Source organism: Zhengella sedimenti, from assembly GCF_046506625.1.
Lineage (GTDB): Bacteria > Pseudomonadota > Alphaproteobacteria > Rhizobiales > Rhizobiaceae > Zhengella > Zhengella sedimenti.
In genome coordinates, this window is the sequence record NZ_JBKFFP010000001.1 from 1,070,152 (window position 1) to 1,096,685 (window position 26,534).

Annotated in this window: 30 protein-coding genes and 1 tRNA gene; 7 read left to right on the forward strand and 24 right to left on the reverse strand. The window is 65.3% G+C overall.

Going from position 1 to position 26,534, the window contains the following annotated elements; genetic code table 11:
• Nucleotides 1–25: 25 nt before the first annotated feature.
• The 8 genes from ACLB6G_RS05285 to ACLB6G_RS05320 all read right to left on the reverse strand — a co-directional run bounded on the left by ACLB6G_RS05285 (nucleotide 26) and on the right by ACLB6G_RS05320 (nucleotide 6,929).
• Nucleotides 26–1,276, reverse strand: coding sequence for a saccharopine dehydrogenase family protein (locus ACLB6G_RS05285; RefSeq protein ID WP_410355059.1), 1,251 nt, complete (start codon nucleotides 1,274–1,276; stop codon nucleotides 26–28).
• A gap of 187 nt (nucleotides 1,277–1,463) precedes the next feature.
• Nucleotides 1,464–2,342, reverse strand: coding sequence for a 3-hydroxybutyryl-CoA dehydrogenase (locus ACLB6G_RS05290; RefSeq protein WP_410355060.1), 879 nt, complete (start codon nucleotides 2,340–2,342; stop codon nucleotides 1,464–1,466).
• A gap of 177 nt (nucleotides 2,343–2,519) precedes the next feature.
• Nucleotides 2,520–3,449, reverse strand: coding sequence for an electron transfer flavoprotein subunit alpha/FixB family protein (locus ACLB6G_RS05295; protein WP_410355061.1), 930 nt, complete (start codon nucleotides 3,447–3,449; stop codon nucleotides 2,520–2,522).
• A 25-nt stretch (nucleotides 3,450–3,474) separates the two neighbouring features.
• Complete coding sequence (locus ACLB6G_RS05300) at nucleotides 3,475–4,224, reverse strand: electron transfer flavoprotein subunit beta/FixA family protein (RefSeq protein WP_410355062.1); 750 nt, start codon at nucleotides 4,222–4,224, stop codon at nucleotides 3,475–3,477.
• Nucleotides 4,225–4,431: 207 nt separating this feature from the next.
• Nucleotides 4,432–5,208 (reverse strand): rhomboid family intramembrane serine protease, encoded by a 777-nt coding sequence (locus tag ACLB6G_RS05305; RefSeq protein WP_410355063.1) that lies wholly within the window; start codon nucleotides 5,206–5,208, stop codon nucleotides 4,432–4,434.
• Nucleotides 5,209–5,236: 28 nt separating this feature from the next.
• The gene (locus tag ACLB6G_RS05310; protein ID WP_410355064.1) at nucleotides 5,237–5,818 is read right to left on the reverse strand and encodes a cob(I)yrinic acid a,c-diamide adenosyltransferase; all 582 of its coding nucleotides are present in this window, start codon (nucleotides 5,816–5,818) and stop codon (nucleotides 5,237–5,239) included.
• Between the two features lie 28 nt (nucleotides 5,819–5,846).
• Nucleotides 5,847–6,041 (reverse strand): twin transmembrane helix small protein, encoded by a 195-nt coding sequence (locus ACLB6G_RS05315; protein WP_410355065.1) that lies wholly within the window; start codon nucleotides 6,039–6,041, stop codon nucleotides 5,847–5,849.
• Between the two features lie 54 nt (nucleotides 6,042–6,095).
• Entirely contained in the window at nucleotides 6,096–6,929 is an 834-nt protein-coding gene (locus tag ACLB6G_RS05320; protein ID WP_410355066.1) for an SDR family oxidoreductase, read from the reverse strand.
• Nucleotides 6,930–7,001: 72 nt separating this feature from the next.
• On the opposite strand from ACLB6G_RS05320, the gene ACLB6G_RS05325 reads away from it, so the two are divergent.
• Nucleotides 7,002–7,859 (forward strand): YihY/virulence factor BrkB family protein, encoded by an 858-nt coding sequence (locus tag ACLB6G_RS05325; protein WP_410355067.1) that lies wholly within the window; start codon nucleotides 7,002–7,004, stop codon nucleotides 7,857–7,859.
• On the opposite strand, the gene ACLB6G_RS05330 is transcribed toward ACLB6G_RS05325, so the two are convergent.
• Nucleotides 7,813–8,709, reverse strand: coding sequence for a DMT family transporter (locus tag ACLB6G_RS05330; RefSeq protein ID WP_410355068.1), 897 nt, complete (start codon nucleotides 8,707–8,709; stop codon nucleotides 7,813–7,815). The two genes, ACLB6G_RS05325 and ACLB6G_RS05330, sit on opposite strands and share 47 nt — an antisense overlap.
• A gap of 146 nt (nucleotides 8,710–8,855) precedes the next feature.
• On the opposite strand from ACLB6G_RS05330, the gene ACLB6G_RS05335 reads away from it, so the two are divergent.
• On the forward strand, nucleotides 8,856–9,146 hold the full coding sequence (locus ACLB6G_RS05335) for a hypothetical protein (RefSeq protein WP_410355069.1): 291 nt from the start codon (nucleotides 8,856–8,858) through the stop codon (nucleotides 9,144–9,146).
• Between the two features lie 5 nt (nucleotides 9,147–9,151).
• Here the strand turns inward: ACLB6G_RS05335 and gluQRS are convergent, their stop codons facing one another.
• Nucleotides 9,152–10,027 (reverse strand): tRNA glutamyl-Q(34) synthetase GluQRS, encoded by an 876-nt coding sequence (gene gluQRS, locus ACLB6G_RS05340; protein WP_410355070.1) that lies wholly within the window; start codon nucleotides 10,025–10,027, stop codon nucleotides 9,152–9,154.
• Between the two features lie 74 nt (nucleotides 10,028–10,101).
• On the opposite strand from gluQRS, the gene ACLB6G_RS05345 reads away from it, so the two are divergent.
• Nucleotides 10,102–10,746, forward strand: a complete 645-nt coding sequence (locus ACLB6G_RS05345) for a DNA-3-methyladenine glycosylase family protein (RefSeq protein WP_410355071.1) — start codon at nucleotides 10,102–10,104, stop codon at nucleotides 10,744–10,746.
• Between the two features lie 124 nt (nucleotides 10,747–10,870).
• Nucleotides 10,871–11,428 (forward strand): HNH endonuclease, encoded by a 558-nt coding sequence (locus tag ACLB6G_RS05350; RefSeq protein WP_410355072.1) that lies wholly within the window; start codon nucleotides 10,871–10,873, stop codon nucleotides 11,426–11,428.
• Between the two features lie 15 nt (nucleotides 11,429–11,443).
• On the opposite strand, the gene ACLB6G_RS05355 is transcribed toward ACLB6G_RS05350, so the two are convergent.
• Both ACLB6G_RS05355 and ACLB6G_RS05360 read right to left on the reverse strand, forming a co-directional pair.
• Nucleotides 11,444–11,950 carry a disulfide bond formation protein B gene (locus tag ACLB6G_RS05355; RefSeq protein WP_410355073.1) on the reverse strand — a complete coding sequence of 169 codons (507 nt, stop codon included), beginning with the start codon at nucleotides 11,948–11,950 and terminating at the stop codon, nucleotides 11,444–11,446.
• Between the two features lie 16 nt (nucleotides 11,951–11,966).
• Nucleotides 11,967–12,548 carry a YqaA family protein gene (locus ACLB6G_RS05360; protein ID WP_410355074.1) on the reverse strand — a complete coding sequence of 194 codons (582 nt, stop codon included), beginning with the start codon at nucleotides 12,546–12,548 and terminating at the stop codon, nucleotides 11,967–11,969.
• Nucleotides 12,549–12,726: 178 nt separating this feature from the next.
• Between ACLB6G_RS05360 and ACLB6G_RS05365 the strand changes: the two genes are divergently transcribed.
• A tRNA-Leu gene (locus tag ACLB6G_RS05365) sits at nucleotides 12,727–12,811 on the forward strand.
• A gap of 23 nt (nucleotides 12,812–12,834) precedes the next feature.
• On the opposite strand, the gene ACLB6G_RS05370 is transcribed toward ACLB6G_RS05365, so the two are convergent.
• The 12 genes from ACLB6G_RS05370 to ACLB6G_RS05425 all read right to left on the reverse strand — a co-directional run bounded on the left by ACLB6G_RS05370 (nucleotide 12,835) and on the right by ACLB6G_RS05425 (nucleotide 25,000).
• Nucleotides 12,835–13,761 (reverse strand): hydroxyacid dehydrogenase, encoded by a 927-nt coding sequence (locus tag ACLB6G_RS05370; protein ID WP_410355075.1) that lies wholly within the window; start codon nucleotides 13,759–13,761, stop codon nucleotides 12,835–12,837.
• Nucleotides 13,758–14,774, reverse strand: a complete 1,017-nt coding sequence (locus ACLB6G_RS05375) for an aldose epimerase family protein (RefSeq protein ID WP_410355076.1) — start codon at nucleotides 14,772–14,774, stop codon at nucleotides 13,758–13,760. The genes ACLB6G_RS05370 and ACLB6G_RS05375 overlap by 4 nt, the downstream gene beginning before the upstream one ends.
• Entirely contained in the window at nucleotides 14,771–15,868 is a 1,098-nt protein-coding gene (locus tag ACLB6G_RS05380; protein WP_410355077.1) for a Gfo/Idh/MocA family protein, read from the reverse strand. The genes ACLB6G_RS05375 and ACLB6G_RS05380 overlap by 4 nt, the downstream gene beginning before the upstream one ends.
• 2 nt (nucleotides 15,869–15,870) lie before the next feature.
• Nucleotides 15,871–17,253, reverse strand: a complete 1,383-nt coding sequence (locus ACLB6G_RS05385; RefSeq protein WP_410355078.1) for an L-fucose/L-arabinose isomerase family protein — start codon at nucleotides 17,251–17,253, stop codon at nucleotides 15,871–15,873.
• Between the two features lie 3 nt (nucleotides 17,254–17,256).
• Nucleotides 17,257–18,288, reverse strand: coding sequence for a tagatose 1,6-diphosphate aldolase (locus tag ACLB6G_RS05390; RefSeq protein WP_410355079.1), 1,032 nt, complete (start codon nucleotides 18,286–18,288; stop codon nucleotides 17,257–17,259).
• Nucleotides 18,279–19,172: a PfkB family carbohydrate kinase gene (locus ACLB6G_RS05395; RefSeq protein ID WP_410355080.1), complete on the reverse strand. Its 894-nt coding sequence runs from the start codon at nucleotides 19,170–19,172 to the stop codon at nucleotides 18,279–18,281. Before ACLB6G_RS05395 ends, ACLB6G_RS05390 begins: the two co-directional genes overlap by 10 nt.
• 209 nt (nucleotides 19,173–19,381) lie before the next feature.
• Nucleotides 19,382–20,440, reverse strand: a complete 1,059-nt coding sequence (locus ACLB6G_RS05400; protein ID WP_410355081.1) for a TRAP transporter substrate-binding protein — start codon at nucleotides 20,438–20,440, stop codon at nucleotides 19,382–19,384.
• A gap of 33 nt (nucleotides 20,441–20,473) precedes the next feature.
• Entirely contained in the window at nucleotides 20,474–21,967 is a 1,494-nt protein-coding gene (locus ACLB6G_RS05405) for a TRAP transporter large permease (RefSeq protein ID WP_410355173.1), read from the reverse strand.
• Nucleotides 21,967–22,566 carry a TRAP transporter small permease gene (locus ACLB6G_RS05410; RefSeq protein ID WP_410355082.1) on the reverse strand — a complete coding sequence of 200 codons (600 nt, stop codon included), beginning with the start codon at nucleotides 22,564–22,566 and terminating at the stop codon, nucleotides 21,967–21,969. Before ACLB6G_RS05410 ends, ACLB6G_RS05405 begins: the two co-directional genes overlap by 1 nt.
• A 97-nt stretch (nucleotides 22,567–22,663) precedes the next feature.
• A complete protein-coding gene (locus ACLB6G_RS05415; RefSeq protein WP_410355083.1) occupies nucleotides 22,664–23,437 on the reverse strand; it encodes a DeoR/GlpR family DNA-binding transcription regulator in 774 nt (257 codons plus the stop codon).
• Nucleotides 23,438–23,555: 118 nt separating this feature from the next.
• Complete coding sequence (locus ACLB6G_RS05420; RefSeq protein ID WP_410355084.1) at nucleotides 23,556–23,960, reverse strand: universal stress protein; 405 nt, start codon at nucleotides 23,958–23,960, stop codon at nucleotides 23,556–23,558.
• Between the two features lie 11 nt (nucleotides 23,961–23,971).
• A complete protein-coding gene (locus ACLB6G_RS05425; protein ID WP_410355085.1) occupies nucleotides 23,972–25,000 on the reverse strand; it encodes a LacI family DNA-binding transcriptional regulator in 1,029 nt (342 codons plus the stop codon).
• 119 nt (nucleotides 25,001–25,119) lie between these two features.
• Here ACLB6G_RS05425 and ACLB6G_RS05430 point away from each other — a divergent pair, with 119 nt between their 5' ends.
• Both ACLB6G_RS05430 and ACLB6G_RS05435 read left to right on the forward strand, forming a co-directional pair.
• Nucleotides 25,120–25,347, forward strand: coding sequence for a hypothetical protein (locus tag ACLB6G_RS05430; RefSeq protein ID WP_410355086.1), 228 nt, complete (start codon nucleotides 25,120–25,122; stop codon nucleotides 25,345–25,347).
• Entirely contained in the window at nucleotides 25,347–26,495 is a 1,149-nt protein-coding gene (locus tag ACLB6G_RS05435; protein ID WP_410355087.1) for a TRAP transporter substrate-binding protein, read from the forward strand. Before ACLB6G_RS05430 ends, ACLB6G_RS05435 begins: the two co-directional genes overlap by 1 nt.
• Nucleotides 26,496–26,534: the final 39 nt, after the last annotated feature.

Consider the following 26,534-nt stretch of genomic DNA (forward strand, 5'->3'; position numbering starts at 1 on the left):
GTGGAAATATCCCGGCTGCATGGCGTCAGCCCGCCCAGGGCCAGGAGCCATCCAGCGGCAGTTCGGCCACCTGCCAGCCGATGCCTGTCTCCGGCATCAGGGCCAGGAAGGGGTCCGGGTCGAGTTCCTCCATGTTGACCATGGTGCCCGGATTCCAGGCGCCGTTGGCGAGCAGCCGCGCCGCCGTGATGACGGGAACGCCGGTGGAATAGGAAATCGATTGGGCGCCGACCTCTCGGTAATTCTCGGCATGGTCGCATGTGGACCAGATGAAGAAGCGCTTGTCCTCGCCATCCTTCCTTCCGCGGATGTCCACACCGATGCAGATCTGGCCGGTATAGTCCTTCGCCAGGCTGGCCGGATCCGGCAGCAGGGCCTTGACGACCCGGTTCGGCGCCACCATCGCGCCGTCCACCTCGACAGGAATCGAGGAGGTCAGGCCAAGCCGGTCGAGCACCTCGAAGACCTTGAGATAATGTTCGCCGAAGCCCATCCAGAAGGTGATGCGGGGCGTGTCGGGGAAATTGACCGCCAGCGACTGCAATTCGTCATGGCCCATGGAATAGACGCGGTGGGCGCCGACCTCGGGCAGGGACACATCCATCCATTCGGAATGGTGCGGCATGGTGCGCCATGCGCCCTGGTCCCAGGTGATGACGTCCTCCTTGATCTCGCGCAGGTTCACGTCGGGATCGAAATTGGTGGCGAAATAGCGTCCGTGGCTGCCGCCGTTCACGTCGATGATGTCGATGGAATCGATCGTGTCGAGCAGGTGCTTGCGGGCATGGGCGCAGAAGATGTTCACCACGCCCGGATCGAAACCCATGCCGAGCAGGGCGTTGATACCCTTTTCGGCAAAGGCCGGGCGGCGCGGCCATTCATGGTAGGCATACCAGTTGGGCTGGATGTTCTCGACATGCTCCTCCTCGGCGAGAGCGGTGTCGATGTAGTGGGTACCGGTTTCCAGGCAGGCATCCATGAGGGCGGGATTGCAATAGGGCGAGGCCACGTTGACGACGATGTCGGCGGCTGTCTCGCGCAGCATGGCGGCGGTCTCGCGCACATCCCGGGCATTGACGCGCACCGGCTCGATCAGGCGGTTCTCGTTGGCCGCCGCCCAGCGGGCGTGAACGGCATTGGCCTTGGCCGTCAGCTTTTCAAGCGAGCGGCTGGCCCAGTAGATATCGCCGAAGTCCCTGCGGAACTGCACGGCCTTGTTGGCCGCGACGTCGCCGACGCCACCCGCGCCGATGATGACCAGGTTCGGTTTGCCCATCAGGCCGTCTCCCGTTCCGTTCACATCGTGACCCGTCGAGGGGCGGACCCTGTGACGGGTCCCTGTCGCCACGATCAATGGCGTGATGCGATCCTGTCTGCTCCAATCCGTTGACGGGCCTACCTAGCGGCGAAGGCGCCGCCGGGAAAGTGCCAAAGTCCTTGCGACGGGGATTTTTTGCCTCGTCCTAGCGGGTCGGGACCGGGGTTTCGCCGCGATAGTCGTAGAAGCCGCGCCCGGTCTTGCGGCCGAGCCAGCCGGCCTCGACATATTTCACCAGCAGCGGGCAGGGCCGGTACTTGCTGTCGGCCAGGCCGTCATAGAGAACCTGCATGATGGACAGGCAGGTGTCGAGACCGATGAAATCGGCCAGTTGCAGCGGACCCATCGGATGGTTGGCGCCCAGCCGCATGGCCGTGTCGATCGCCTCCACGGAGCCGACGCCCTCGTAGAGCGTGTAGATCGCCTCGTTGATCATCGGCAGCAGGATGCGGTTGACGATGAAGGCCGGGAAATCCTCGGCCACAGTGATCGTCTTGCCGAGCCTGTCCACGAAATCGCGGGTCGCGACGAATGTCGTCTCGTCGGTGGCGATGCCGCGCACCACTTCCACCAGCTTCATCACCGGCACGGGATTCATGAAGTGGATGCCGATGAACCGCTCGGGCCGGTCGGTCTGCGCCGCAAGGCGGGTGATGGAAATGGAGGAGGTATTCGTCGCCAGCAGGGCCTCCGGATTGAGGACCGGGCAAAGCTGGGCGAAGATCTTGCGCTTGATGGTCTCGTCCTCGGTGGCGGCCTCGATGACGAGGTCGCAGGCGGCGAGATCCTCCAGCCTGGGGGCGGGCTTGATGCGCGAAAGCGTGGTGGTGCGCTCCTCTTCGGTGATCTTTCCGGACGCGACCTGGCGGGCCATGTTGCCATTGATCGTGGCGAGGCCGTTCTCGATGCGGTCTTCCGAAATGTCATTCAGCAGGACATCGTAGCCCGCCTGGGCGCTGACATGCGCGATGCCTGCTCCCATCTGTCCCGCCCCGATGATACCGATGGTCCTGATACCGGTCATGATTTCGTGCCCGTCCCGTTTGTCGCTCTTGCCATTGTCCGACCTTTCGAAGGTCCGATTTTGCAGCGCACATTAAGGCAGGAACGGGGTTGTTGGAACAGGCATTGTCGCCACACCGGCAACAAAAAAGCCGGGGCAGCGTCGCCGCCCCGGCCCGATGCGTTCAAGGCATCCCGCTTACAGCGCCTTTTCAAGCTCCGGCAGGGCCTCGAAGAGATCGGCCACGAGGCCGTAGTCGGCGACCTGGAAGATCGGCGCCTCCTCATCCTTGTTGATGGCGACGATGACCTTGGAATCCTTCATGCCTGCCAGGTGCTGGATGGCACCGGAAATGCCGCAGGCGATGTAGAGTTCCGGCGCGACGACCTTGCCGGTCTGGCCGACCTGCCAGTCGTTCGGCGCATAGCCGGCATCGACGGCGGCGCGCGAGGCACCCACGGCTGCGCCGAGCTTGTCGGCCACCGGCAGGATCACTTCCTGGAACTTCTCTTCCGAGCCGAGCGCGCGGCCACCGGAGATGATGATCTTGGCCGAGGTCAGTTCCGGGCGGTCGCTCTCCGACAGCTTGTTTTCCACGAAGCTGGACAGTGCCGGATCAGCGACGGCCTCGATGGACTCAACGGACGCAGAACCATCCTGGCCGGCGGCCTGGAAGGAGGCGGTGCGCACCGTGATCACCTTCTTGGCGTCGGTGGACTGCACGGTCTGGATGGCATTGCCGGCATAGATGGGACGCTGGAAGGTGTCGGCGCTTTCCACCGCGACGATCTCGGAGATCTGCATCACGTCGAGCAGGGCCGCGACGCGCGGCATGACGTTCTTGCCCATCGTGGTGGCCGGGGCGACGAGCGCGTCGTAACCGTCGGCGAGCGCGACGACCTGTGCGGCGGCCGGCTCGGCGAGGCGCTCGGCGAGCGCATCGGATTCGGCGAGCAGCACCTTGCGCACGCCCGACAGCTTCGCGGCTGCGTCGGCGGCGGCCTTGGCGTCCTTGCCGGCGATGAGGATGTCCACGTCGCCGCCCATCTTCAGGGCAGCGGAGAGCGCCTTGGCGTTCTGGTCGGACAGGGAAACGTTGTCGTGATCGGCAACGAGAAGAATGGCCATGTGTCTGTTCCTTTCCTACCGGTCCTTACAGGACGCCCGCTTCGTTCTTCAGCTTGTCGACGAGTTCGGCGACAGAGCCCACCTTGACGCCCGCCTTGCGGCCTTCCGGCTCGGCGGTCTTGAGCACCTTGAGGCGCGGCGCGGTGTCGACGCCATAATCGGACGGCGCCTTCTCGTCGAGCGGCTTCTTCTTGGCCTTCATGATGTTGGGCAGCGAGGCATAGCGCGGCTCGTTGAGGCGAAGATCCGTGGTGACGATGGCCGGCATCTTGAGCTCGACCGTCTGCAGGCCGCCGTCGACCTCGCGGGTGACGGTCGCCTTGCCGCCCTCGATCTTCACTTCCGAAGCGAAGGTGCCCTGCGACCAGCCGAGCAGCGCGGCCAGCATCTGGCCGGTCTGGTTGGCGTCGTCGTCGATGGCCTGCTTGCCGAGGATCACCAGTTCCGGCTTTTCCTCGTCCACGACGCCCTTGAGGATCTTGGCGACGGCGAGCGGCTCCACGAGGTCGTCGGTCTTGACGAGGATGCCGCGGTCGGCACCCATGGCGAGCGCCGTGCGGATGGTTTCCTGGCACTTCTGCTCACCGATGGAGACCGCAACGATCTCGCTCGCGACGCCGGCTTCCTTCAGGCGGATGGCTTCTTCCACGGCGATTTCGTCGAAGGGGTTCATCGACATCTTCACATTGGCCAGCTCGACGCCCGAGCCGTCAGCCTTGACGCGGATCTTCACGTTGTAGTCGACAACCCGCTTGACCGGTACCAGGACTTTCATGCACGTGTCCTCTCTAGTGTTGGATTTTGTCGGCGGAAACTAAGCGCCTGAACTGGCGCAGGCTAGCCCCGCAGCGCAATTTTTGCGTCCCGTTTCGACGCTTTCCTTCCGGCGGCATCGGCCGCCGGCCAGGACATACCGCGCGGTATGTAACTTGTGTCGAATGTTGGCGTCAATTGTGTGCGGCGCAAAACTGCTGTGCGGGGATCAGTTGCGCCCCCAGCGGCGGCTTGCTGTCCGCGGTTCGGCCTTCCTGACGGGAAGGGGCGGCGGTTCCGTCACGGCGGCGCGCGGCGTGACGATCGCCCGGTCGAACAAGGGAACGCCGCGCCGGCGCAGGACCAGCACAAGCAGCCCGCCCGCGACGATCCCGCCGAGATGGGCGGCCCATGAAACCTCGTCCTCGCCGGATGTCAGGAACATGACCAGTTGCAGGCCGATCCAAAGCAGGAGCGGGATGAAGGCCGGAATGCGCAAGGGGATGCGGCCCAGTGCCAGGACCCAGACCTTCACGCGCGGGTGCAGCAGCAGATAGGCCGCGACAATTCCCGCGACAGCGCCCGACGCGCCGATGAGCGGGGTTTCGGATGCCGGGTCGATGAAGCCGTGCAGCCATGCCCCGGCGGCGGCGCACAGAAGGTAGAAGAGCAGGTATTTGACGTGACCGAGCGCATCCTCGACATTGTCGCCGAAGACCCAGAGGAAGAGCATGTTGCCGCCAAGGTGCATCAGGTCGCCATGCATGAAGGCGTAGGTGATGTAGGTCAGTTCCTCGGGAACCCGCACCAGTTCCGGCGTCAGTTCGTTGATGTCGTGGACCACGGACGGGACGTAGCCATAGCCGAGCGCATCGGCGATGAGCGCCTGCTGCCCGTTGAAGCCGGTCAGCAGGAACACCACGACGTTGATTGCGATGATCGCGATGGTGACGAACTGCGCCCTGATGTGGCGCAGGCTGTTGGCGTCATGCAACGGAATGAACATGAATATCCGCCGTCCCCTGTCCGCTCGTTCAGCGGTTCGCCCCCGGAACCCATAGCACGTCGCCCGCCCCGTTTCCATTGACCACGCGCGCCGCCACGAACAGGAAATCGGAGACGCGGTTCATGTAGCGGATCGTTTCCGGATTGACGTGTTCACCCGGCTTCTCCGCCAGTTCGACGATCAGGCGCTCGGCGCGCCGGGCGGTCGTGCGGGCCAGGTGGAGTGCCGCGGCGGCTGGTGTTCCGCCCGGAAGGACGAAGGACTTGAGTGGCTGGAGACCGGCATTCAGCGTGTCGATATCCTTCTCCACGCGTTCCACCTGGGAATGGACGATGCGCAGGGGCTCGTAGCCCAGATCCTCGCCCGTGTCGGGCGTGGCAAGGTCGGCGCCCAGGTCGAACATGTCGTTCTGGATGCGCGACAGCATGGCATCGAGCCCGGCATGGGTTTCGCCCGTGTGAAGCCGCGCCATGCCGATGCAGGCATTGGCCTCGTCCACCGTGCCGTAGGCATCGACGCGCAGGTCGAATTTCATGCGGCGGCCCCCGGCGGCGAGCGCCGTGGTGCCGTCGTCGCCGGTGCGCGTGTAGATCCTGTTCAGCCTGACCATGATATCCCCCTCGCTTGCTTGCCGCTTGTCAGCCCGGCCGGGCGAAATAGAGTGCGCCCACGATGAACAGGATGGCGATGAACTGCAGGAAGACGCGCGCCTGCATGAGCTTGTTGGAGGTGTTCGCGTCGCCCGCCCGCATCATGTTGAACAGTCCCCTGACGAGGACGAAGGCCACCGCGGCCATGGCGATCATCGCCAGAAACTTGAAAACGGTATCCATTTCCTGCTTTCCCGATGGACCGGAAGCCGGTCCGCTTGTCCTTCAAAAATCGCGTCATCCTTGCCCGGCAGTGATCCGGTAGGCAAGCGCCGGTGGAAGAAAACGCTTGATGAGCACGCCGGCCCGGGCCGGCAGGGTCATCACATAGTGCGGTTTTGGCCGGGGGCTATCGAGGGCGTGGCGAAGAACGCGGTGAACCGCTTCCGGCCCCGGCTTCCAGCGCGACACCGATCCACCGGCCTCCATGCGGGCCAGTTGTGCCTGATAGGCCTCGCGGTGCGGCGAATTCGCGATGTCGATGTATCGCAGGAACCAGGGCAGGCCGTTCGCCGCGATCTTCGAGACGACCGGTCCCGGTTCGATCAGCGAGACCTTGATGCCCGATCCGGCCAGTTCGGCGCGCAGGCACAGCGTCAGGCCTTCGAGCGCGTGTTTCGAGGCCGCGTAGGCACCACGGTATTTCACCGGAACGAGGCCGAGGATGGAGGAGCAATTGACGATGCGGCCATGACCCTGGGCCCGCATGACAGGCACGATGCGCCGGGTCAGGTCGTGCCAGCCGAAGACATTGGCCTCGAACTGGGCGCGCAGGGCTTCCACCGGCAGGTCCTCCACCGCGCCGGCCTGGGCATAGGCGCCGTTGTTGAACAGGGCATCGAGCCCTCCGCCGGAGCGTGCGAGGACATCCTCCACCAGGGATGCGATGGACCGGGCATCGCAATAGTCGAGGTAAAGGGCCTCGATACCGTCCGCCTCGAGGCCGGCCAGATCGTCCGGCTTGCGCGCGGTGGCGAAGACGCGCCAGCCTTCCGCCTTGAGCGCGCGGGCGCAATATGCGCCAATGCCCGACGAGGCGCCGGTGACGATGATGGTGCGGGGAGGGGTCATGCGGCAACGCCCTTTCTGTATCGACCGCATTTCCCATATAGAAAAACGGGACGCAACCGGAAGGACGGGCGAATGCGCAGTTACATCGCGGCCAGGCGGATCGTCGCAGACGCGCTCGGGCATTTTTCCCGGGACGACGGCTGGGCGATGGCCAGCCATGTTGCGCTGTCCACGCTGATGGCGCTGTTTCCATTCCTGATCTTCGCCACGACGCTGGCGGTCTTCCTGGGCGCCGACGCCTTCGCGGACTCGGCGGTCCACCTCATCTTCGACACTTGGCCCGACACCATCGCCGAACCGCTGGCGCGCGAGGTCAACAACGTGCTGACGACCCAGCGCGGCGACCTGCTGACCATCGGCGCCGTGCTCGCCCTGTTCTTCGCATCCAACGGCGTGGAGGCGCTGCGGACCTCGCTCAACCGCGCCTACCGGCAGGTCGAAGGGCGGTCGGTCATCATGCTCAGGGCGCAGAGCCTCGGCTTCGTCGTGCTGGCCACAGTGGTGCTCGTGATCGTCAGCCTCCTCCTCCTGGCGCTTCCGGTGATCGTGCGGCAGATCACCTTGCGCTTTCCGGCATTTTCCGAATGGTATGGCAGCTTCGACGCGCTGCGCCTTGGCGTTGCCGCCATCGTGCTGACGGTCGGGCTGGTTTCGGCCCACAAATGGCTGCCTTGCGGGCGGCGGACGATCCGCGACATCCTGCCGGGCGTGGTGCTGACGCTCCTGTTCTGGATCGTCGGATCGTCGGGCTTCGCGGCCTATCTCAACAGTTTCGCCAACTATGCCTCGACCTATGCCGGCCTGGCGTCGATCATCATCGCGCTGGTCTTCCTTTACATGATCGCGGCGATCTTCATCATCGGCGCCGAACTCAATGCCGCCATCATGCGCTACCGGTCCCTGCGGCAGCAGGTTTCGGACCCGCCTTAGTCGCAAGGGCCACGCCGAAACTCGTCACGGCCATGCCGAAGATCTGGATGGGCAGCAGTTCCTCGCCGAACAGGATCCAGGCGAAGACCGCCGTGCAGGCCGGGACAAGGTAGAAGAGCGAGGCGACCTTCGAGATCGCGCCTTCGCGGATCAGATACATCAGCAGCATGATCGCGCCGATCGACAGGACGAAAACCAGCCAGGTCATGGCGAAAATGGTGCTGCCGTTGATTTCCAGTTGTCCCTGTTCGAAGAAGAGGATCATCGGGACGGCCGCGACAACGCCGCCGAGATATTGCCAGAAGGTGCCGCGCATGAGGTTGGCCCCCTGCACGAAACGCTTCTGCCAGATCGTGCCGGCGCTCATGCCGAGCACGGAGATGATGGACGCGGTGAGTGTGGCGACCGTCACCCCGGCGCCGACGACGCCGATCTTCGGCCACAGGACGATGACGACGCCGGCGAAGCCGACGATCAGTCCAGTCCAGTGACGGGCAGTCACCCGTTCGCCGAGCGCAGGCACAGCCATGAAGGCCGTGATGAGCGGTTGAAGCCCGATGATGAGCGCCGAAAGGCCGGCGGGCATTCCATGACGGATGGCCCAGAACACGCCGCCGAGATAGACCCCGTGCATGAGCACGCCAGCGATCATCGAATGGACCATGTGGGCGGGCTTGATGCGCGGTCCGGCGAACCAGGCGACGAGGGCCGCGATGAGGGCGGCCGAGATGACGAAGCGCACGCCGAGGAATGTGAACGGCTCGGCATAGGGCATGGCGTAGCGCGCGCCGATGAAGCCGGTGGCCCAGAGGCCGACAAACAGTGGAGGAGCGATGCGGGCCGGGTTCATGGGCGGTGTCTGGACGGCTGATGGCTTTTGCTGGACATGGGCACCCCGCATATACCGGCGGCCGATTTAAGCAAAGCGAAAGAAATCGAGGTTACGCTACGATTGCGCTTGCGTGATGCGCGGGCGAGACCTCGAGGATGCGTGTCATGATCTGGAGAATCGATCCTTTCTGGCTGGTGATGGGCTTCATCGTCGTGACGATGCTGAGCTACCTGTTCGGCTATGCGCTGGACAGGATCATGCGCAGCGACGGGTTCGGCCCTGCCGGCAACATGGTCGTGCTGGTGGCCGGGTTCTTCGGCACCATCTACCTGTGCAACTGGTACGGCATCCCTTTCCGCAACATCCAGCTTGCCGTCGCGGCGGGACTGGGCGGCGGTTTCGCGCTGATCAGCCTGGCGGCCATCGCCAAGGGTATCTTCTACCGCGCCGATTGAGCGAATCAAAGCCCGACCATCCTGCGGATGTCGGCAGGCGTGGCGCCCGCGTGCCTGAGCGCCGCGAGCGCCGTATCGCCGCGGCTCTTTGACAGTTTCCTGCCGTCGGCGTCGAGGACGAGGCGGTGGTGGTGATAGACGGGCGCGGGCAGGCCGAGCAGGTCCTGCAACAGCCGGTGAAGAGACGTGGCATGGAAAAGGTCGCGGCCGCGCACAACGTGCGTGACGCCCTGGATCGCATCGTCGACCGTGACGGACAGGTGGTAGCTGGCCGGCGTTTCCTTCCGGGCCAGGATCACGTCGCCCCAGCGCTCCGGTTCGGCCGCGACATGGCCGGTCTCGCCGCCGGGGCCCGCGCCGGTTTCCTCCCAGCCCGCGACATGGCCTGCAAAGTCCAGCGCCGCTTCCATGTCGAGACGCCAGGCGAAGGGTTCGCCCGACGCCATGCGCGCCTTGCGCTGGCTGTCCGGCAGGGTTCGCTCGGTTCCCGGATAGAGCGGCGCGCCGTCGGGATCGCGCGGCCAGTGGATGCCGGCGGCTTCGGCCTCGGCGATCGCCGCGCGGATTTCGCCGCGGCTCATGAAGGCCGGGTAGACGAGGCCCTGGCCGGCCAGGGCATCGAGCGCGGCGGCGTAATCGTCGAAATGGGCCGACTGGCGGCGCACCGGCTCCTCCCAGTCGAGGCCGAGCCAGGCGAGATCCTCCAGCATGGCGGCTTCGAGCGCCGGCGGGCACCGGGCGGTATCGATATCCTCCATGCGGATCAGGAACCGCCCTCCGGCAGCGCGCGCCATGTCCTGGTTGAGGCAGGCCGAATAGGCGTGGCCCAGGTGCAGGGCCCCGTTGGGACTTGGTGCGAATCGGAACACGGGTCTGGTCATCTGGGGGATCGGCGCGGACCTTGATCTGGCGGCGGACACTAGCCGTGGGCGGCCCGCGGTGGCAAGATCGTCCCATGCGCCCGATCGAAAGCCTGGACGACATAGCCGAGGGACTGGACGCCCTTGCCCGGCAGGACAGGCGGCTCAAGCCCGTGATCGCGCGCGCCGGTGCCGTGCCGTTGCGGCGTTCCCCTCCCGGCTTCGCCTCGCTTGCCTCCATCATCGTGGCGCAGCAGGTCTCCAAGGCGAGTGCCGACGCCATCTTTGGCCGGCTTGCCGGACTGCTCGATCCGTTGACGCCGGATGCGGTGCTGCGGGCGGACGAGCAGGTGTTCAGGGCCGCGGGCCTGTCGCGGCCCAAGCAGGCGACGCTCGTGGCCATCGCCGAGGCCGAGAAGGCAGGTCTCGGCCTTGGCCGGCTTTGCGCCCTGCCGGCCGGCGAGGCCATCGGCCGGCTGACCGCAATTCGCGGCGTCGGTCCTTGGACGGCGGAGGTCTATCTCCTGTTTTCCGGCGGTCATCCGGACATCTTTCCCGCCCGCGACGTGGCGCTGCAGGCCTCCGTTCACGAGGGGCTCGGGCTCGACGCGCGGCCGGGTGAGAAGGCGCTGGCCGCGCTTGCCGAATCATGGGCGCCCTGGCGCGGCGTGGCCGCCCGCCTGTTCTGGGCGCATTATGCCGCGATCCGGGGGCGCGACGGTGCCCCGCCGGCCGTGTGAAGCCAAAAAGGCAATGAAATCAGTCCGGCCTTAACCGGGGAGAGACGAAATAGCCGCTTCACAACGCTGTCATGTCCAGCTTACAGTATCCCCGCGACAGACCTGAAACATAGGGGGTCATGGCGTGACGGTGCACGTCAATCCGGACGGCTTGCCCGCACTCGTACTGAATGCGGACTACCGTCCATTGAGCTATTATCCGCTGTCCCTTTGGTCGTGGCAGGACGCGATCAAGGCCGTTTTCCTCGACCGGGTGAACATCGTCGCGGAATACGAGCACGAGGTCACGTCGCCCAGTTTCCGCATGCGCGTGCCCAGCGTCGTTTCGCTCAAGACCTATGTCCGGCCGGCGCGCCATCCGGCGTTCACGCGGTTCAATGTCTTCCTTCGCGACAAGTTCCGGTGCCAGTATTGCGGGTCGGAGGAGGACCTGACCTTCGATCACTTGGTGCCGAGGCGTTGCGGCGGAACCACCAACTGGGAAAACATCGTCGCTGCCTGTTCGCCGTGCAACCTGAAAAAGGGCGGGATGATGCCTGAGCAGGCGAAGATGTGGCCGCGCCAGAAGCCGTTCCGGCCAACGGTGCACGACCTGCACAACAATGGCCGCGCGTTTCCGCCCAACTTCCTGCACGAAAGCTGGATGGACTATCTCTACTGGGATGTCGAACTGGAGCCCTGACGCTCCGGCTCACATTCAGGTTCTGGCAAAGGCGCCGCGAAAGGCGACCGCCGCGAGGAAGGCGCTCGCAACCACGTTCCATCCGGCAAAGGACAGGCCGAAGAGCCGCCACGTGGCTTCGTCGCAGGAAGGCGGACGCTGCGTGGTCGCGCCCTTCAGGAGGTCCTCGACCGAACCGGAGAGAACCGGCGCGGCGGACGTGCAATCGGCAGGCCCCTGCCACCAGTGCCATTCCACGCCCGCATGGTAGACGCCCAGGACAAGGCCGTAGACCATGAGCGCGCCGCCTGTCGCCAGAAGCAGGCGCACAAGCTTCTGGCTGGCGCCGAACCAGGCTAGCAGGAAGGTGGCCAGCATGAGCGGCGCGCCAAGGTAATAAGGGGTGCGCTGTTCAAGGCACAGCGCGCAGGGAATGTAGCCGCCGATATGCTCGAAACCGAGGGCGATGAGGACGGTTCCGGCCATGGCGACGGCGAGCAGAAGCGCGGTCCAGGTGGCTGTGCGGGTGGCAGCGGCGTTCATGCGTGTTTCGTTCCTGTCAGAAAACGTAGCGGATGGCGACGAAGCCGCCGATCAGCAACACCATGAAAACGGTGAAAAGAAGATTGAGATACTTCTCGATGAAGATGCGGATCGGTTCGCCCCAGCGGTAGAGCAGCCAGGCGACGAGGAAGAAGCGCGCGGCGCGCCCGATGATCGAAACCACGGTGAAAACGAGGAAGTTGAGCCCGGTGGCGCCCGAGAAGATGGTCAGCACCTTGTACGGGAAGGGGGTCACGGCGGCAAAGAGCACGCCCCAGCCACCCCAGGTGTTGTACCAGGCGCTGATCTGCTCGAAGGCATCCGCCTTGCCGTAGAAGGCGAGGATCGGCTCCCCGACGGTCTCGTAGAGAAACATGCCGATGGCATAGCCGAGGAATGCGCCGGCGACCGATGACAGCGTGCACAGCGTGGCGATCCGGATCCAGTTGGCCCGGTTGGCCAGCACCATGGGGATGAGCAGCACATCCGGCGGGATGGGGAAGAAGGAGCTTTCGGCGAAAGAGATGCCGGCAAGTGCCTTTTCGGCATGGCGGGTTCCGGCCAGCGACAGGGTCCAGTCATAGAGTCGGCGCAGCATGCGGGATCAACCTTGGCAGTTCGGGACCGGACCCATGCCGGCGACTTTTGACGGTGTAAGCGTGCGGCGCCATGCTGGCAAGGCTGCATGGCGCGTCATGGTTTGAATGTGATTGACGTGACCCGCCCGGACCGTATAGTCCGGCATCGTCGCGGCAAGGCGAAGGCCCGCGCCGCTGGCCCCTGTGGCGGAATTGGTAGACGCGCTCGACTCAAAATCGAGTTCCGCAAGGAGTGCTGGTTCGATCCCGGCCAGGGGCACCATTTCCACCGGTTCTGATCCGGCCCTATCGTCGGCCCTCCAGATGCGCCAGTATCCGGTCCGCGATCATCGAGGACACCCGGACGTTCGATTCTTCCGTCACGCCCGCGATGTGCGGGGTCAACACCAGGTTCGCAAGGCCGGCGAATTTTTCCGCCGCCTCGCGGGTCAGTGGCTCGGTCTCGAAGACGTCAAGGGCGGCCCCGCCGATCCGGCCGTCCCCAAGGGCCTGGGTCAGCGCCGTCTCGTCCACCACGCCGCCGCGCGCGGCATTGACCAGGATTGCGTCGTTGCGCATCCGCTCCAGTGCTGCGGCGTCGATCAGGTGGCGTGTCTCGCCGGTGAGCGGAACATGCAGGCTGACGACATCGCTCAGCGCCAGCAGCTCGTCCAGCGGCAGAAGCCGGGTGCTGTCGAGACCGGGATCGTTGGCTGGAACGAAGGGGTCATGGGCGACAATCGCCATGCCGAGGGACCGGGCAAGGCGGGCGGTGTCGCGGGCAATGGCGCCATAGCCGACGAGACCGAGCGTCTTGCCGGCCAGTTCGCGGCCCGCGCAGGCCTGGCGCGGCCATTGTCCCGCCAGCATCGCGGCATTGGAGAACCAGGCACGGCGTAGCAATGCCAGGGCGGCGGTGATCACATACTCGGCCACGCTCAGGTTGTTGGCGCCGGTTGCCGGATAGACCGCGACGTTACGGCGCTCGCAGGCCGGCACGTCGATGTTGTCGAGCCCGACGCCCAGCCGCCCGACGCAGGCAAGGTCCGGCGCGGCCGCCAGCAGCGCATCGCTCACCTGTGTCCGGTTGCGCACGATGAGGGCCCCCACGCCGGCCATCTTCCCGGGAATTTCGTCCTGCCGGTCGGCAAGGCCCGGGTCGTAGACCGTCTCGTGACGCGCCCGCAATGCTGCCACCGCCGCCTCGTCCATGAATTCGGTGATCAGGATCATGCCCCGTGCCCCATGCGGAAAACGAATTGCGTATGCTGGCGATAGCTTTCCCCCGGACGCAGCACGGCCTGCGGGAAGGCAGGATGGTTGATTGCATCGGGCCAGACCTGCGGCTCCAGCGCCATGCCGGCATGGGCGCCCATGCGGCGCCCGTCGAGCCCGGGCACCGGCACGTCGAGTGGGCCGCCGTCATAGACCTGCAGACCGGGTTCGGTCGTGCGAATGTCCATGGAGACGCCGGAGAGCGGAGCGCTGAGCGTTGCCACATGCGTGATTTCCCGGCGCCGGTTTGCCAGGCAGAAATTGTGATCGATGGCCGCGGCGTCGCAGACCCCGCGCAGGCGCCGCGGGCGGCGAAGGTCGAAGACAAGACCGTCCACCGGGGCGATCTCGCCGGTCGGGATCAGTTCGCCATCGACGGGCAGATAATGATCCGCCAATACCTGCAGGTCGTGGTCCAGCACCTTGTCAGTGCCATCAAGGTTGAAATAGCTGTGATGGGCCAGGTTGCACAGCGTGGGCGCGTCGCTATGCGCTTCCAGTTCGATGTCGAGCACGCCGCCGGCCTGCAGGGAAATGGCCTGCCGGATGACCATGGCGCCGGGATAGCCCATCTCGCCATCGGCCAGGGTGATCGACAATGTGACGCTGTCCGCCGCGGCATCCTCCAGCGTCCAGATCCGCTTGCCGATACTGGCGCTGCCGCCATGCAGATGATGCTTGCCGAGGAAATTCCGGTCGAGCTGGTAATCCCGACCGTCGAGCGTGAAGCGCCCGTCCCGGATACGGTTGGCACAGCGCCCGGCGGTGGCGCCGAAGAAGCGCGAATGGGCCAGGTAGGAGTCCAGCGTGTCAAAGCCGAGCACCAGCGGCGGCTTGTGGCCGGCAAGCCGGAGATCCTGCAACACGGCACCATAGGTAAGGACGGCGGCCGCCAGTCCGCCTCCTTCGATGCGGACCACGTCCACCGCGCTGCCGTCAGGCAGCGTGCCGAATGCGGAAATGTCCGTCATGGATGAAAACTCCGCAGGTCGATGGCTTGTCCTGTGCGCGCCGACTGTTCGGCCGCCACGCCGACGAGAACGGACCAAAGTCCGTCCTGCGCCGTCACCTCGGGCTCTCCGCGTCCCGTCCTGACAAGGTCCAGAAAGCGCTGGTGCTGGTAGAAGGTCGAGCCGTGGTGGTCGCCGGCGCCAAGGATGGTTTCGTCGACCTCGATGTCCTCAACCGTTTCCACCTTGCTGGCGCGGTCCGACACAACGATGCGCGACCGGCGCTCCCGGCCATCCGGCGCGAAACGGGCAGGGCCGGGCACGCAGGCGTCGATGCGCGCCCTCGGCCCGGTCACCGAGACGACCTCCTGCCACCAGGACCCTTCCGCGAACATGCACAGATCGAGCATTCCACGTGTCCCGTTCTCGAAATCGACCACGACGAACGCGTTGTCGATGATGTCCGGGACCTCACCGGCGTAGCGTTCGTCGCGGTGGTTCACGTCCATGGCACCGGAGGCATAGACCCGCACGGGATCGCTCTTCAGCACGAGCCGCATCAGGTCCCAGAAATGGCAGCACTTCTCCACCAGTGTTCCGCCCGTCCGGCTGGAGAAGCGGTTCCAGTCGCCCACCTTGACGAGGAAGGGGAAGCGGTGTTCGCGGATGGCCATCATCACCGGCTGGCCTGCCGTCCCCGCCTCGACTTCGGCCAGCAGCCGCTGCATGGGTGGCATGTAGCGGTATTCCATCGCGACCCAGAGTGGCGCGCTTCGCCCGGACTGGCGGCTGACGATGTCCCGGCAATGTTCGACCGTCGTGCACATCGGCTTTTCGCAGAGCACCGGCTTGTTGGCCGGCAGCACGTCCAGCAGTGCGGCATGATGGGCGTCATTGGGCGAGCAAATCACATAGGCGTCGCAGATGTCGGCGGCGATGAGGTCGCGATAGTCCTGGAAGACGCGGGCCGTGCCGCCCTGGGTGGCGAGCGAGACCGCCCGCATTCCGGCATCCGGGTCGGCGATGCCCGTGACCGTGACACCGTCGAGAAGCGCCAGGTTGCGCAAGTGCTCCTGGCCCATCATGCCCGCGCCGATGAAACCGTAACGAACCATGGTCAGATCTCCAGGACCGGGATGGACAAGGCCGCCGCCACACTTCGCAGTGCCGCGCGATGGTCGCCATAGGCCAGCGCCATGTGGTGTTCCAGGCCCGACGCGATGATCGCGTCGAGCGCGGCCTGCGCGCCGCTGTCGAAACGCAGCGTGCCCGACGTGCCGGTGAATGCCATCGGGCGGTCGAGCATTTGCGCGCCCGCCAGGATCATCTGCGTGCGTCCGAAGGCCTGCGAGACCCGCGCCAGCGTCACCCGGCCCGGCTTGAGCGCGAACTGGAAGAGCAGCGGCATCTTCCTGTTGGTGTGGTTCGTTGCCTCGGCGCGCGCGCCCGCGGCCAGCATGGAGATGGGCGCCTGTCCGCAATGCCAGACGACGGCGCTGTCGTCGGCGGTGTCGACATCGACGAGATCGGTGAGGAAGACCGGCGCTCCGGCGGTCTCCTGAAGGATCATCTGGGTCAGTGCGCCGTAGACGTCCGCCTCGCATGCACAGGGCAGGCGGCTCTCGCCCATCATGGAGACCGGCCCGCAGACCGCTCCGCCATATTCGGTGAAGGTCTCCGGCCAGCAACGGATGGCGAAAGCCTCGTAGCCGCCGGTCTCGCCCATCTGCGACAAGGCGGCCTTCAGCCTGAGTGACCGGTCCAGTTCCGCCTGGTCCACCGCGTCGAGACCGTCGAGCTGGCCTTCAGCGACTGCCCGGATGGCGCTGACCCCGGCGGCAGGCACCGCGCGTGCGGTATCGAAGAGATGCTCCAGGGCGATCTCGTCCACGGTCACTCCGGCCAGCGCGGCGAGCTTGCCCGGGGCATAGGCGCAGGTGTCGAACCCGTCCGGGTGCTGCCCGATGCGCCCGATCCTGCGGCCACGCATGGCCGCGGCGATGGTCCGGCCCGGTTCTGCCGGCGCCTCGGCCACGACGCCGGTGAGGTGGCCGGACTGGCGTCCGCCATCGAGCAGGGCGGCGATATCCTCCTCAGCCACGGTATCCGGGTCGGCGTAGAGCCAGCCGAAGGCGCGCCCGTTCAGGCCCAGCGCATGGCTGGCAAGGTTCAGCCCGCAGAAGGCGTTCAGGCGAAGCCGCCCGCCCAGCCGTGGTTCAGGCACGGCCCAGATGGCGAGCGGCATGTCCAGGTCGCGCGCGGCTTCTGCGGTCATCGCGGCATCGGTGAATGTCACCTGCAGGACCAGCAGGCTGGAGATCCCGGCCGCGCGAAGCTCCGCGATGGCAGCCCGGGCCTGCCCGGCGTCGAACAGCAGTTCGCGCGGTCCGGCAAAGGCGCGCCCCGTCGCGTCGAGGCGCGCCAGCATGGCCGCCAGCTTCCGGTTGGCGAATTCGACGTCGAAGGTCGCACGGCCGAGCGGCAGGATACCAATGGTCACGGTTCAGGCTCCCATGGGTTCATATTTGTGCCGGAACGAGGCGTCGTCCGGTGCGAATCGCGCGCCTGCCGGCCCGTAGCAGGGGTGACGGCGCCAATCCCTGGCCGAAGCGTCGGCAAGGGCGGAAATCTCCTTCATGTAGTCGACCGATCCGGTCTCCAGGTCGGTGGCGATCGCTGCCCAGTCGGGGTAGTGGTTGAAGGCATCCAGCCAGATCGCGCGCCCGGCCAGGAAACCCGATGCACCAGCCTTGAAGGCGTGGGCCAGGACGTTGCGGAACTCGGCCTTGCCGGCGCCCGCCGACAGCATCACCCAGGGGCGCCCGGCAATGCGGCCCATTTCGTCGAAAAGCGCCTGGACACCGGCCGATCCGTCAGCTTCCTGCGCATTCACCGGGCTCTCCAGCTTGAAGACATCGATGCCGAAGTCAGGATGCGCGAATGTATCGACGGATGCCAGCACGTGATCGGCCTTCTTCGACGCCATTTCGACATAGTCGGTCGTCTGGTGGGCGTCGGATGCCAGAGGATAGACGAGCAGCTCGAACAGGAAGGGAATGTCGAGGCGGGTGCATTCTTCCCCGATCCTTTTCACATAGTCCTTCTGCGCCTGGCAGACGTCCGGCGCGGCATCGGGGCGGTACCAGGCCAGGACCTTGACCGCATCCGCGCCCATGCGCTTGATCTTGTCGACCGACCAATCATCGATGCTGGAGGACAGGCGGCCGCCGGGCGTCTCTCGAAACAGCGAATCCTCCAGCGTCACGATCAGCCCCTTTTCAGGCGACAGGCAATCGATGCCCCGCGGGATCGCGTAGTGCGGATCGAGGAGCATGGCCGTGCTGTCGGCCTGCAGCTTTTCGACCAGCAGGCGCTTGAACCGCGCGACCTCGCCCCAGGGGGCTTCCTCCACGCCAAGGCGCGCGGCGATGGGCTGCTTGATGGGCGGACGCTGGTCGACGGCGGTCATCTTGAAGATGCCGTTGGCATCGGCCATGCGGCGCATGCCCCACAGCTTGCCCGGGGTCAGGTACATTGCTCATTCTCCTTCAGGAAGATGCCGGTTGCCGCCCGATCCGGGCAACCCTTCCGGCCGCCGAAGGCAAGGCATTTCAGCGTTGCCGTGGCGCTTGCATGGATGATCGCATCGCGCTCGGATGCGCCTTCGGCCAGAAGCAGCGCAAAGGCGCCATGCCAGATGTCGCCAGCTGCCAGGGTGTCGACGGGCCGGATGGGGATGGCCGGGACATGCGCGGCCGTGTCGCCATCGAGGAACAGAACGCCATTGGCGCCATCGGTGACGCAGACCCAGGCATCCGTTTGGCCACGCGCGAAACGCAGCGCGTCGGCCGCGGCGGCGCCTGGCGCCAGATCGGACAGGCCCTGCATGGAAAAGGCGATGTGGCTCGCGCCGGACAGGTTGCCTGCCGTCACCGGCGCTTCTGCATCGACGACGCCCGGTATCCCCTGCGCCCTTGCGAGGGCGAGCACCGTCCGTGTCAGCGCCGGCCAGCGGTTGTCGGCAAGAACCGCCCCGGCGCCATGGAGGCCCGACAGCCACTCCACCGATTCCGTCAGGCCGCGGCCGCGAAAGTTCATGACCTGGCGTTCGCCTTGCCGGTCGACGTAGATGGAGGAGAAGGACGACATGCCGCCCGGCGCACGGTGGACAAGCCGGGTGTCCACGCCCTCCGCTTCCAGATCGGCCAGGATCAGGTCGCCGACGGGATCATCGCCGAGCCGGGCCGCCAGCAGCGCTTCGCCGCCCTGCCGCGAAATGGCGACAGCGGCATTGGCCGCGCAGCCGCCGCCGGCGAATTCGGCGTTCAGGGCGCGGTATTTCTGTGCCAGGGACGGCATTTCGTCCACCTGGAAGATGAAATCGGCAACGGCCATGCCGGCGACGAGAACGCGGGCCATCAATCCGCCTCCGGTCCGCCAGGAGCGTGCGCCAACGCTTCCGCCGAACTGCGGCAACGGTCTGCGGGACCGGGCAAGGCGACCTGCCTGGCCATGATGGAATCCGGTTCTCTTTGCATGACCGTTGACAATCCCCCGGCAACCGGTGTTGCCGGTCCATCGTTCAATGGGCTGGCCGGGCAGGGCGAGGGCCGCGCCCGGCCGCCGGGTTACCTGATGTCCGCGTCGCGTGCGGCGTTGATTTCTGCTTCAGCGGAAGCCACGGCGTCGTTCAGCGCGGTGAACACCTCTTCGCCGCCCTTCACGTTCGCCTTGAACCATTCGTAGACCGGCTCCGCGGCCTCCTTGAACGCCGCCTTCTCTTCCGGGGTCGGCACGTAGAGATCGCCTCCGGCGGCCACGAAGTCCTCATAGGCCTTGATCGACTTGCGCTTCGGCGAGGCGAATGTCGCCTGCTGGAGTTCGGCGAAGCCGTCGACGACCACGCGGCGCAACTCTTCCGGCATGGCCATGAACTTGTCATTCGACATCCACCACAGCGCACCCATGTAGGCATGACCGTCGAGGGTGAGGTATTTCAGGCCGGCGTCGGGAAACTTCATGCCCATGATGTCGGTGATGCCGTTCTTGGAACCTTCGACCACCCCCGTCTGAAGCGAGGTGAACAGCTCCGGCCACGGGATCGGGGTCGGTGAGCCGCCGAGCGCCTTGACCAGTTCCTGGGGCAGGTCGGCGACAACGGTGCGGATCTTCAGGCCGGCCAGGTCCTCCGGCTTGGCGACCCGCCGCTTGGTGTTGGCGAAATTGCGCCAGCCACCGGTGTTGCCGATGGTCATCAGGCGGATCTTGTCCCCGGAGTCGGCGAGAGCCATCTCGCGCACCTTGCGCGTGAAATCGCCGGCCAGCACGGCTTCGGCGATCCGGTCGTCCGACATGAGGTAGGGAAGGTCGAGGACCTGGACATAGGGGAAGATTCCGGCAGCCCCGCCCGACGTGGAGATATAGACGTCGATGGATCCGTCCGCGACGCCCTGCAGGCATTCCGCGCCCTTCGAGCAGAGCTGCGTGCCGATGAACAGTTCGACCGCGATCCTTCCGTTGGACGCCGATTCGACATAGTTCTTGAAGACCACCAGGCCGTCATAGTCCTCGTCGTTCTCGTTGGAGTTCGCGGTCGCGCGGATGGTGTAGTCGGCCGCGGCAGCCGCCAGCGGCGCACTCGCCAGGATGGCTGCGGCCAGCAGCGATTTGATGGCAGTCCTGAGCATGGTTTCCTCCTTCATGGTTTCCTCTGGATTGTTCTACTTGATGAAGCCGGCCAGCGTCGGCACGGTCATGGAAATGGCCGGGAAATAGGTGATCAGGAAGATCACCAGCACTTCCACGGCGAGGAAGGGCAGGATGGCGCGCGAGATCGTCTCGACCTTTTCCCCGGACACCGAGGAGGCGACGAACAGCACGAGGCCCATGGGTGGTGTTGCCAGCCCGACGGTCAGGTTCACCGACATGATGATGGCGAAATGCACCGGATGAACGCCGATCTCGATGAAGATCGGGGCGAGGATGGGCCCGAGGATGATGATCGCAGGCCCTGCATCCAGGAACATGCCGACAATGAAGAGCAGGATGTTGATCAGGAACAGCAGGATCAGCGGATCGTCGCTGAGTGCAAGGATCGACGAGGCCAGGCTCTCGGGCGCATGGCTGAGGCTGACCACGGTCTTGAAGGCGACTGCCGCGCCGACCAGGAGCAGGACCGTCGAGGCGCCGAGGGCGGACTTCGTCAGGATGCCCGGCAGGTCCGACAGCTTCATCGACCGCAGCACGAAGAAGGAGACGATCAGCGCGTAGGCCACGGCAGCCGCGGAGGCTTCCGTCGGCGTGAACACGCCGACGAGGATGCCGCCGAGAATGATGATCGGCGCCTGCAGCGGCGCGACCGCCTTCTTGCAGACGATGCGGAAATCGTGCGACGCGCGCCGCCGCGCCCACAGCAGGATGCCGTGGGCGATGAGCAGGAAGACCGCGAACAGCACCCAGCCGGCCGCGCCGCCCGTCGCGTTCGTGGCTTGGGCCGGCGCGAGCAGCAGGTAGAGACCGTAAAGAAGCCCGGCGATGTTGATGCGCAGCAGGATGAAGGACACCCAGTGCTCCAGCGCGGAAATCTCCTGGTTGCGCTTCACGATGCGTTCCGCCTTGGGCAGGTCGTAGCGGTCGGCCATCAGCCGCACCACGATCATCAGCCCCACGCCGACCAGCAGGCCGGGGACGATGCCGGCGAGGAACAGCGCGGCAACGCTCTCGCCCATCACATAGGCGTAGATGATCATGATGCCCGACGGGGGAATGATGGGGCCGATCACCGAACTGGCGGCGGTAATGGCGGCCGCGAATTTCCGGCTGTAGCCATTGCGCTCCATGGCCGGGATCAGCGTCGAGCCGAGCGCCGAGGTGTCGGCGACGGCAGAGCCGGACAAACCGGCAAACAGGATCGACGACAGGATGTTCACATGCGCAAGGCCGCCGCGCAGATGCCCCATGAGGGCCTGGGAAAAATCGACCAGACGACCCGTGATGCCGCCCCGGTTCATCAGTTCGCCGGCCAGCATGAAGAAGGGCAGGGCCATCAGCGGAAAGCTGTCCATGCCGTTGTAGAGGTTGCGGTAGAGAAGCGCCATGTCGCGTTCCTGGCCGTTGAGCCAGAGCAGCAGGCCCGGCGCAAACATCAGCGCGAAGAAGACCGGAAGCCCGATCATCAGCAGGACAAGGAAGAGGGGCAGGAACCAGACAAGCATCATTCGGACCCCGCGACCGCGAAATCGATCGGCTCCGGCTCCGGCAGAGCCCTGTCCGGCTGTACAACGCCGATCAGGTGACGCAACAGCAATTCGAGGTTCACCGGGACCAGCAGCACCATGCAGACGAGCAGCGAGCCGTACATGTAGCGCAGCTTCACGCGAACGGAATCGAGGCCGAGGAGATCCAGTGGCAGCTTGAGCGAGGAGGAATCGAAGTTGCCGCCAAAGCCCATCGTGTGATCCCAGCCAAACCGGATCGCCACGGCGATGACGCAGAGCGACATGAGCAGCAACGCCGTCACCAGCAGGTGCGCTGCCGCGCCCTTCAGCGCATGGGGCACCATCTCGATCGCGACGAAGCCGCCATGGCGATAGGCCAGCGGCGCGATCAATCCTGTCATCCAGAGCATGAGGAAGCGCGCGGCCTCGTCCGGCCATGGCAGTGCGTTGTTGAGGACGTATCGGAAAAAGATCTGCGCCAGGATCACGGCGACCATCAGCGCAAGGCTGATCCAGGCCATTGTCCTGCCGATGCGCAGCACCCGGTCGTTGAACGCGACGAGCACCCGCAGCGCGATGATCAATGCGTTGACCATGATCCTCCCCGAACATGGCTTGCGCGTTTTCGTGCGCGTTATTTTCGTTATGCTCTCGCAAACGAAAATAACTGTCAAGGGAGTGAATGACGAATCGTCAGGCCGGGCCGGCTTCGACCAGTTCCACCTCATGGGCCTGGCAGAGGGCGCGCAGCGCGGATGGCGCCGGGCGGTCGGTCACAAGCGTGTGCACCGCGCCGAGCCGGTCGATGCAGACGGGCGCGGACCGGCCGAACTTCGAACTGTCCACGGCGAGGATGACGTGCTTGGCGCTCTGGATCATGGCGCGGGTGAGATGAACTTCCGCCAGGTCGAAATCGAGCAACGCACCATTCTCGTCGATCGCGGCGGCGCCGATGACGGCGATGTCGGCACGGAACTGGCGAATGAATTCGACCGACGATTCACCCAGGATCGTTCCGTCCGAGCGGCGCAGCACGCCGCCTGGCACAAGCACTTCGACGCCGGGAAACCCCCTCAGGTCATTGGCGATGTTCACGTTGTCTATCAGGACCTTGACCCCGGCATGGTGCTTCATGGCGCTTGCGACGGCGGCGGTCGTGGTGCCGCTGTTGATCATCACCATGGTGCGGTCGGGAATGCGTGCGGCAACGGCCGCGCCTATGGCTTCCTTCTGTTCGGCCGCCACGGTTCGCCGGATATCGAAACCGGTATATTCCACGCCCGCGGGCAGCGAGGCGCCGCCGTGAAAGCGCATCACCTCGCCGCTTTCGGCCAGGATCTGCAGGTCGCGGCGGATTGTCTGTGGCGTTGTGGCAAACGCTTCGGACAGGTCTTCCACGAACACGCGTCCGGCCTGGCGAATCTGGTTTAGGATGGCGATCTGTCGAGGATTGAGGGCCTGCGTCATGGCGATCAAAAAGGGTCCGGATGCGTTTTCGTTTTCATTTTAGCAAGCGAAACGAAAATGAAAAGCACCCGGCTTGCCGCTGGGCCAAGCCGCCGGATGTTGCCGACCGAAGTAACGTTCAGCGCAGGACGTGCACCGAGCAGGGTGCGTGCCGGACGATGCGTGCAGCGGTCGAACCGAGCAGGAAATCGCGCAGGCCGGGCTTGTGCGAAGCCACGACGATGCAGTCTGCGCCTGTCGTTGCGGCATAGTCGGCCAGTGATTGTCCTGCATGACCTTCGATCACCACCGGTGTGACGCCGGGATGGTCTGCAAGACGTTCCCGCAGGCTGGCCTCCATCTGTTCCCGGGCCTTCTGCATGTCCTCCTCGGCGATGTAGAAGCGGACCGAGCCCTGCAACGGCTCGGCGACATGCACCGCCACGATCTCGGCTTCGGGACCGCCAAGTGCCCTGGCTGTCCGCAGGGCCCGGTCTGCGATTCCGTGTTCCAAAGACAGTCCGACAATGATTTTCCTGTACATGGTCCTGTTCCTCATCCTGTCGCCGTTGCCGGGGCAGGGCCCAGCGAGCCGCGCATGCGCATCTCGACATCGATTTCCACCCGCCGCTTCGCGCTTTCCCCGGCGATCAGCTGCAACAGCAGGTGCGCGGCCGCCGTCCCCATGCGCCGGTGCGGCACATGGACGGTGGTCAGGGCGGGCGTCACGAAACTGGCTATGTCAATGTCGTCGAAACCGGTGATCGACACGTCGCCGGGAACGGACATCCCCATCGACCGGGCGCGCTTGATCGCGCCCACGGCGAGCACATCGTTGCCGCAGATGACGGCCGTCGGTCTGGGGTGGCGCTGCATCAACGCCTCGAAGGCGCGGCTGCCATCCTCGAAGGAGTAGGGCGCCTCGATCACCGGCAGGGCATCAGCGTCGATGCCTGCCTCGCGGAGCGCTCGCCTGACGCCGCTCACGCGGTCGGCGGCGCGGTCGTTCATGGCCGTCACGCCGGCGATCATCGCGATGTCGCGATGGCCCATTTCGAGAACCTTGCGGGTCATCTGCGCTGCCGCATCGGCATTGTCGAATCCGACGAAGGGGTCGTCGCTCGCCCCCAGGTTCCATGCGAGCACGAAGGGCATGTCCCGGCGCTTCAGAAGTTCATAGGTCGACGCAGGGCGCGCCGCGCCGATCAGCAGCAGCCCGTCGGCACCCCGGCCGATAAGGGTCCGGACCTGGAGGGCTTCCTGCTCCGGGTCGTAACCCGAACTGGCGACCAGAAGCGTGACCCCGGCGGCAGACAAGGCTTCCTGGAAAGCCTGGATGCCGCGGGCGAAAATGGCGTTCTCCATGGTCGGGATGACGGCGCCGACCGTGTTGGTGCGCCGCGAGGCGAGAGCCCGGCCGCTGAAATCCGGTGTGTAACCCAGTTCCTCGACGGCCCGCAGCACCCGTTCGCGGGTCGCCTGAACCACGAGGCCCGGTTCGTTCAGGCAGCGCGAGACCGTGGCCGTCGAAACGCCGGCAGCGCGGGCAACATCGCTCAGGGTCGGTCTGGGGCTGTCTTTCATCTCGTCGCGCCGGTCTCTCCTCAGGCAAACCTAATGGACAGTTTCCTTGATGTAAACGCTTGCATTCATCGATGTAAGCGCTTACAGAAGTGTTATCACGAATGGTTTGGGAGGAAATCATGCGCGGATACGCCCATTATGCCCTGGCTGGCGCTGCCGGCCTTTTCGGCATCTTCCTCCTCAACGTCATGCTCGGAGCCGCCCATGCCGGCGGGTTTCTCAGTGATGTTGGCGAGATGCTCGTGCTCTTCGGGTTCTGCATCCTGTTCGTGATTGCAATCATCGGTCTCGAGCGCCGGGCGCGCGAGGCGGGCAGGAAAGTTTCCAAACAGGGAGGAGAAACCTGATGAGCGACAAATCGCGAGACACGCTGGAATCGGCCGAGCGCCGCAATTTCCTGAAGCTGAGCAGCATGGGCGCCTTTACCGCGGCCATGGTTGCGGGCGCAGCCGGGACCTTGTGGTCGGATGAGGCGGTTGCGCAGACGGCCAGGGAGGAGCGTGAGCGGGAGGATGCCGCAAGCCACACGATGACCATCGCCACGGCCTATGTGCTCGGGGCAACGCGCAGCTACCCGATCATGCAGCTTGACCTGAAGGAAAACATCCAGAACGCCACCAATGGCAAGGTCTATGTCAAGCTCGCGCCGGGTGGGCAGCTTGGCGCCGGCGGCGCGCTCGTGCAGAAGGTCCAGGGCGGCACCATTCAGGGCGCGCAGCACTCGCTGGCCAATTTCGCGCCCTTCGCCAGCGCCGTCGACCTTATCAACCTGCCCTATCTGTGCGGCTCGAACCAGCGCTTCGTCAATCTGGTCAATTCCGACGCGTGGAAAGCCGAGGTCCATCCGAAGGTCGAGGCGGCAGGCTTCAAGGCGCTGTTCTACGTGGTGATCGATCCGCGCGTGGTTGCCATCCGGAAGGGCGGCAATGCCGTCATGTCGCCGGCGGACCTTTCCGGCGTCAAGTTCCGCGTGCCCGGTTCCCAGATGCTCCAGCAATATTACCGCATGGTCGGCGCCAACCCGACGCCGGTTGCCTGGGGCGAGACGCCCTCGGCGATAAAGCAGGGCGTCGCCGATGCGCTCGATCCGTCGGTCGGTGCGCTTTATGTCTTCGGTTTCAAGGACATTCTCAGCCATGTGACCTTCACGCAGGCCGTTCCCGACAGCCAGGTCTATTCGATCAATCTCGAGTGGTTCAACGGCCTGCCGGCGGATGTCAGGGAGGGCATCGAGTTCGCCGGAGAGATCACCGCGCAGCAAAATCTCGCGAAGGTCCCGGCCGCCCGCGCCTATGCCATGGCCGAGCTGACCAAGGCGGGGGTCGAATTCCACTCGCTCAGCGACGACCAGCTGGCCGAATGGAAGGAGGCCGGAGGCTACCAGCGCTCCGAGTGGGACCAGTTCAAGACGGATCTGGCCGGCTCCATGGAAACCTTCGCCAAGCTCGAGGAAGCCGCCGGCACCATGGGCCGGCATTACGTTCACGACGCCTGAGGCGCCGGTATCGTTGCGGGGCGGTCCCTGACCGGCCCG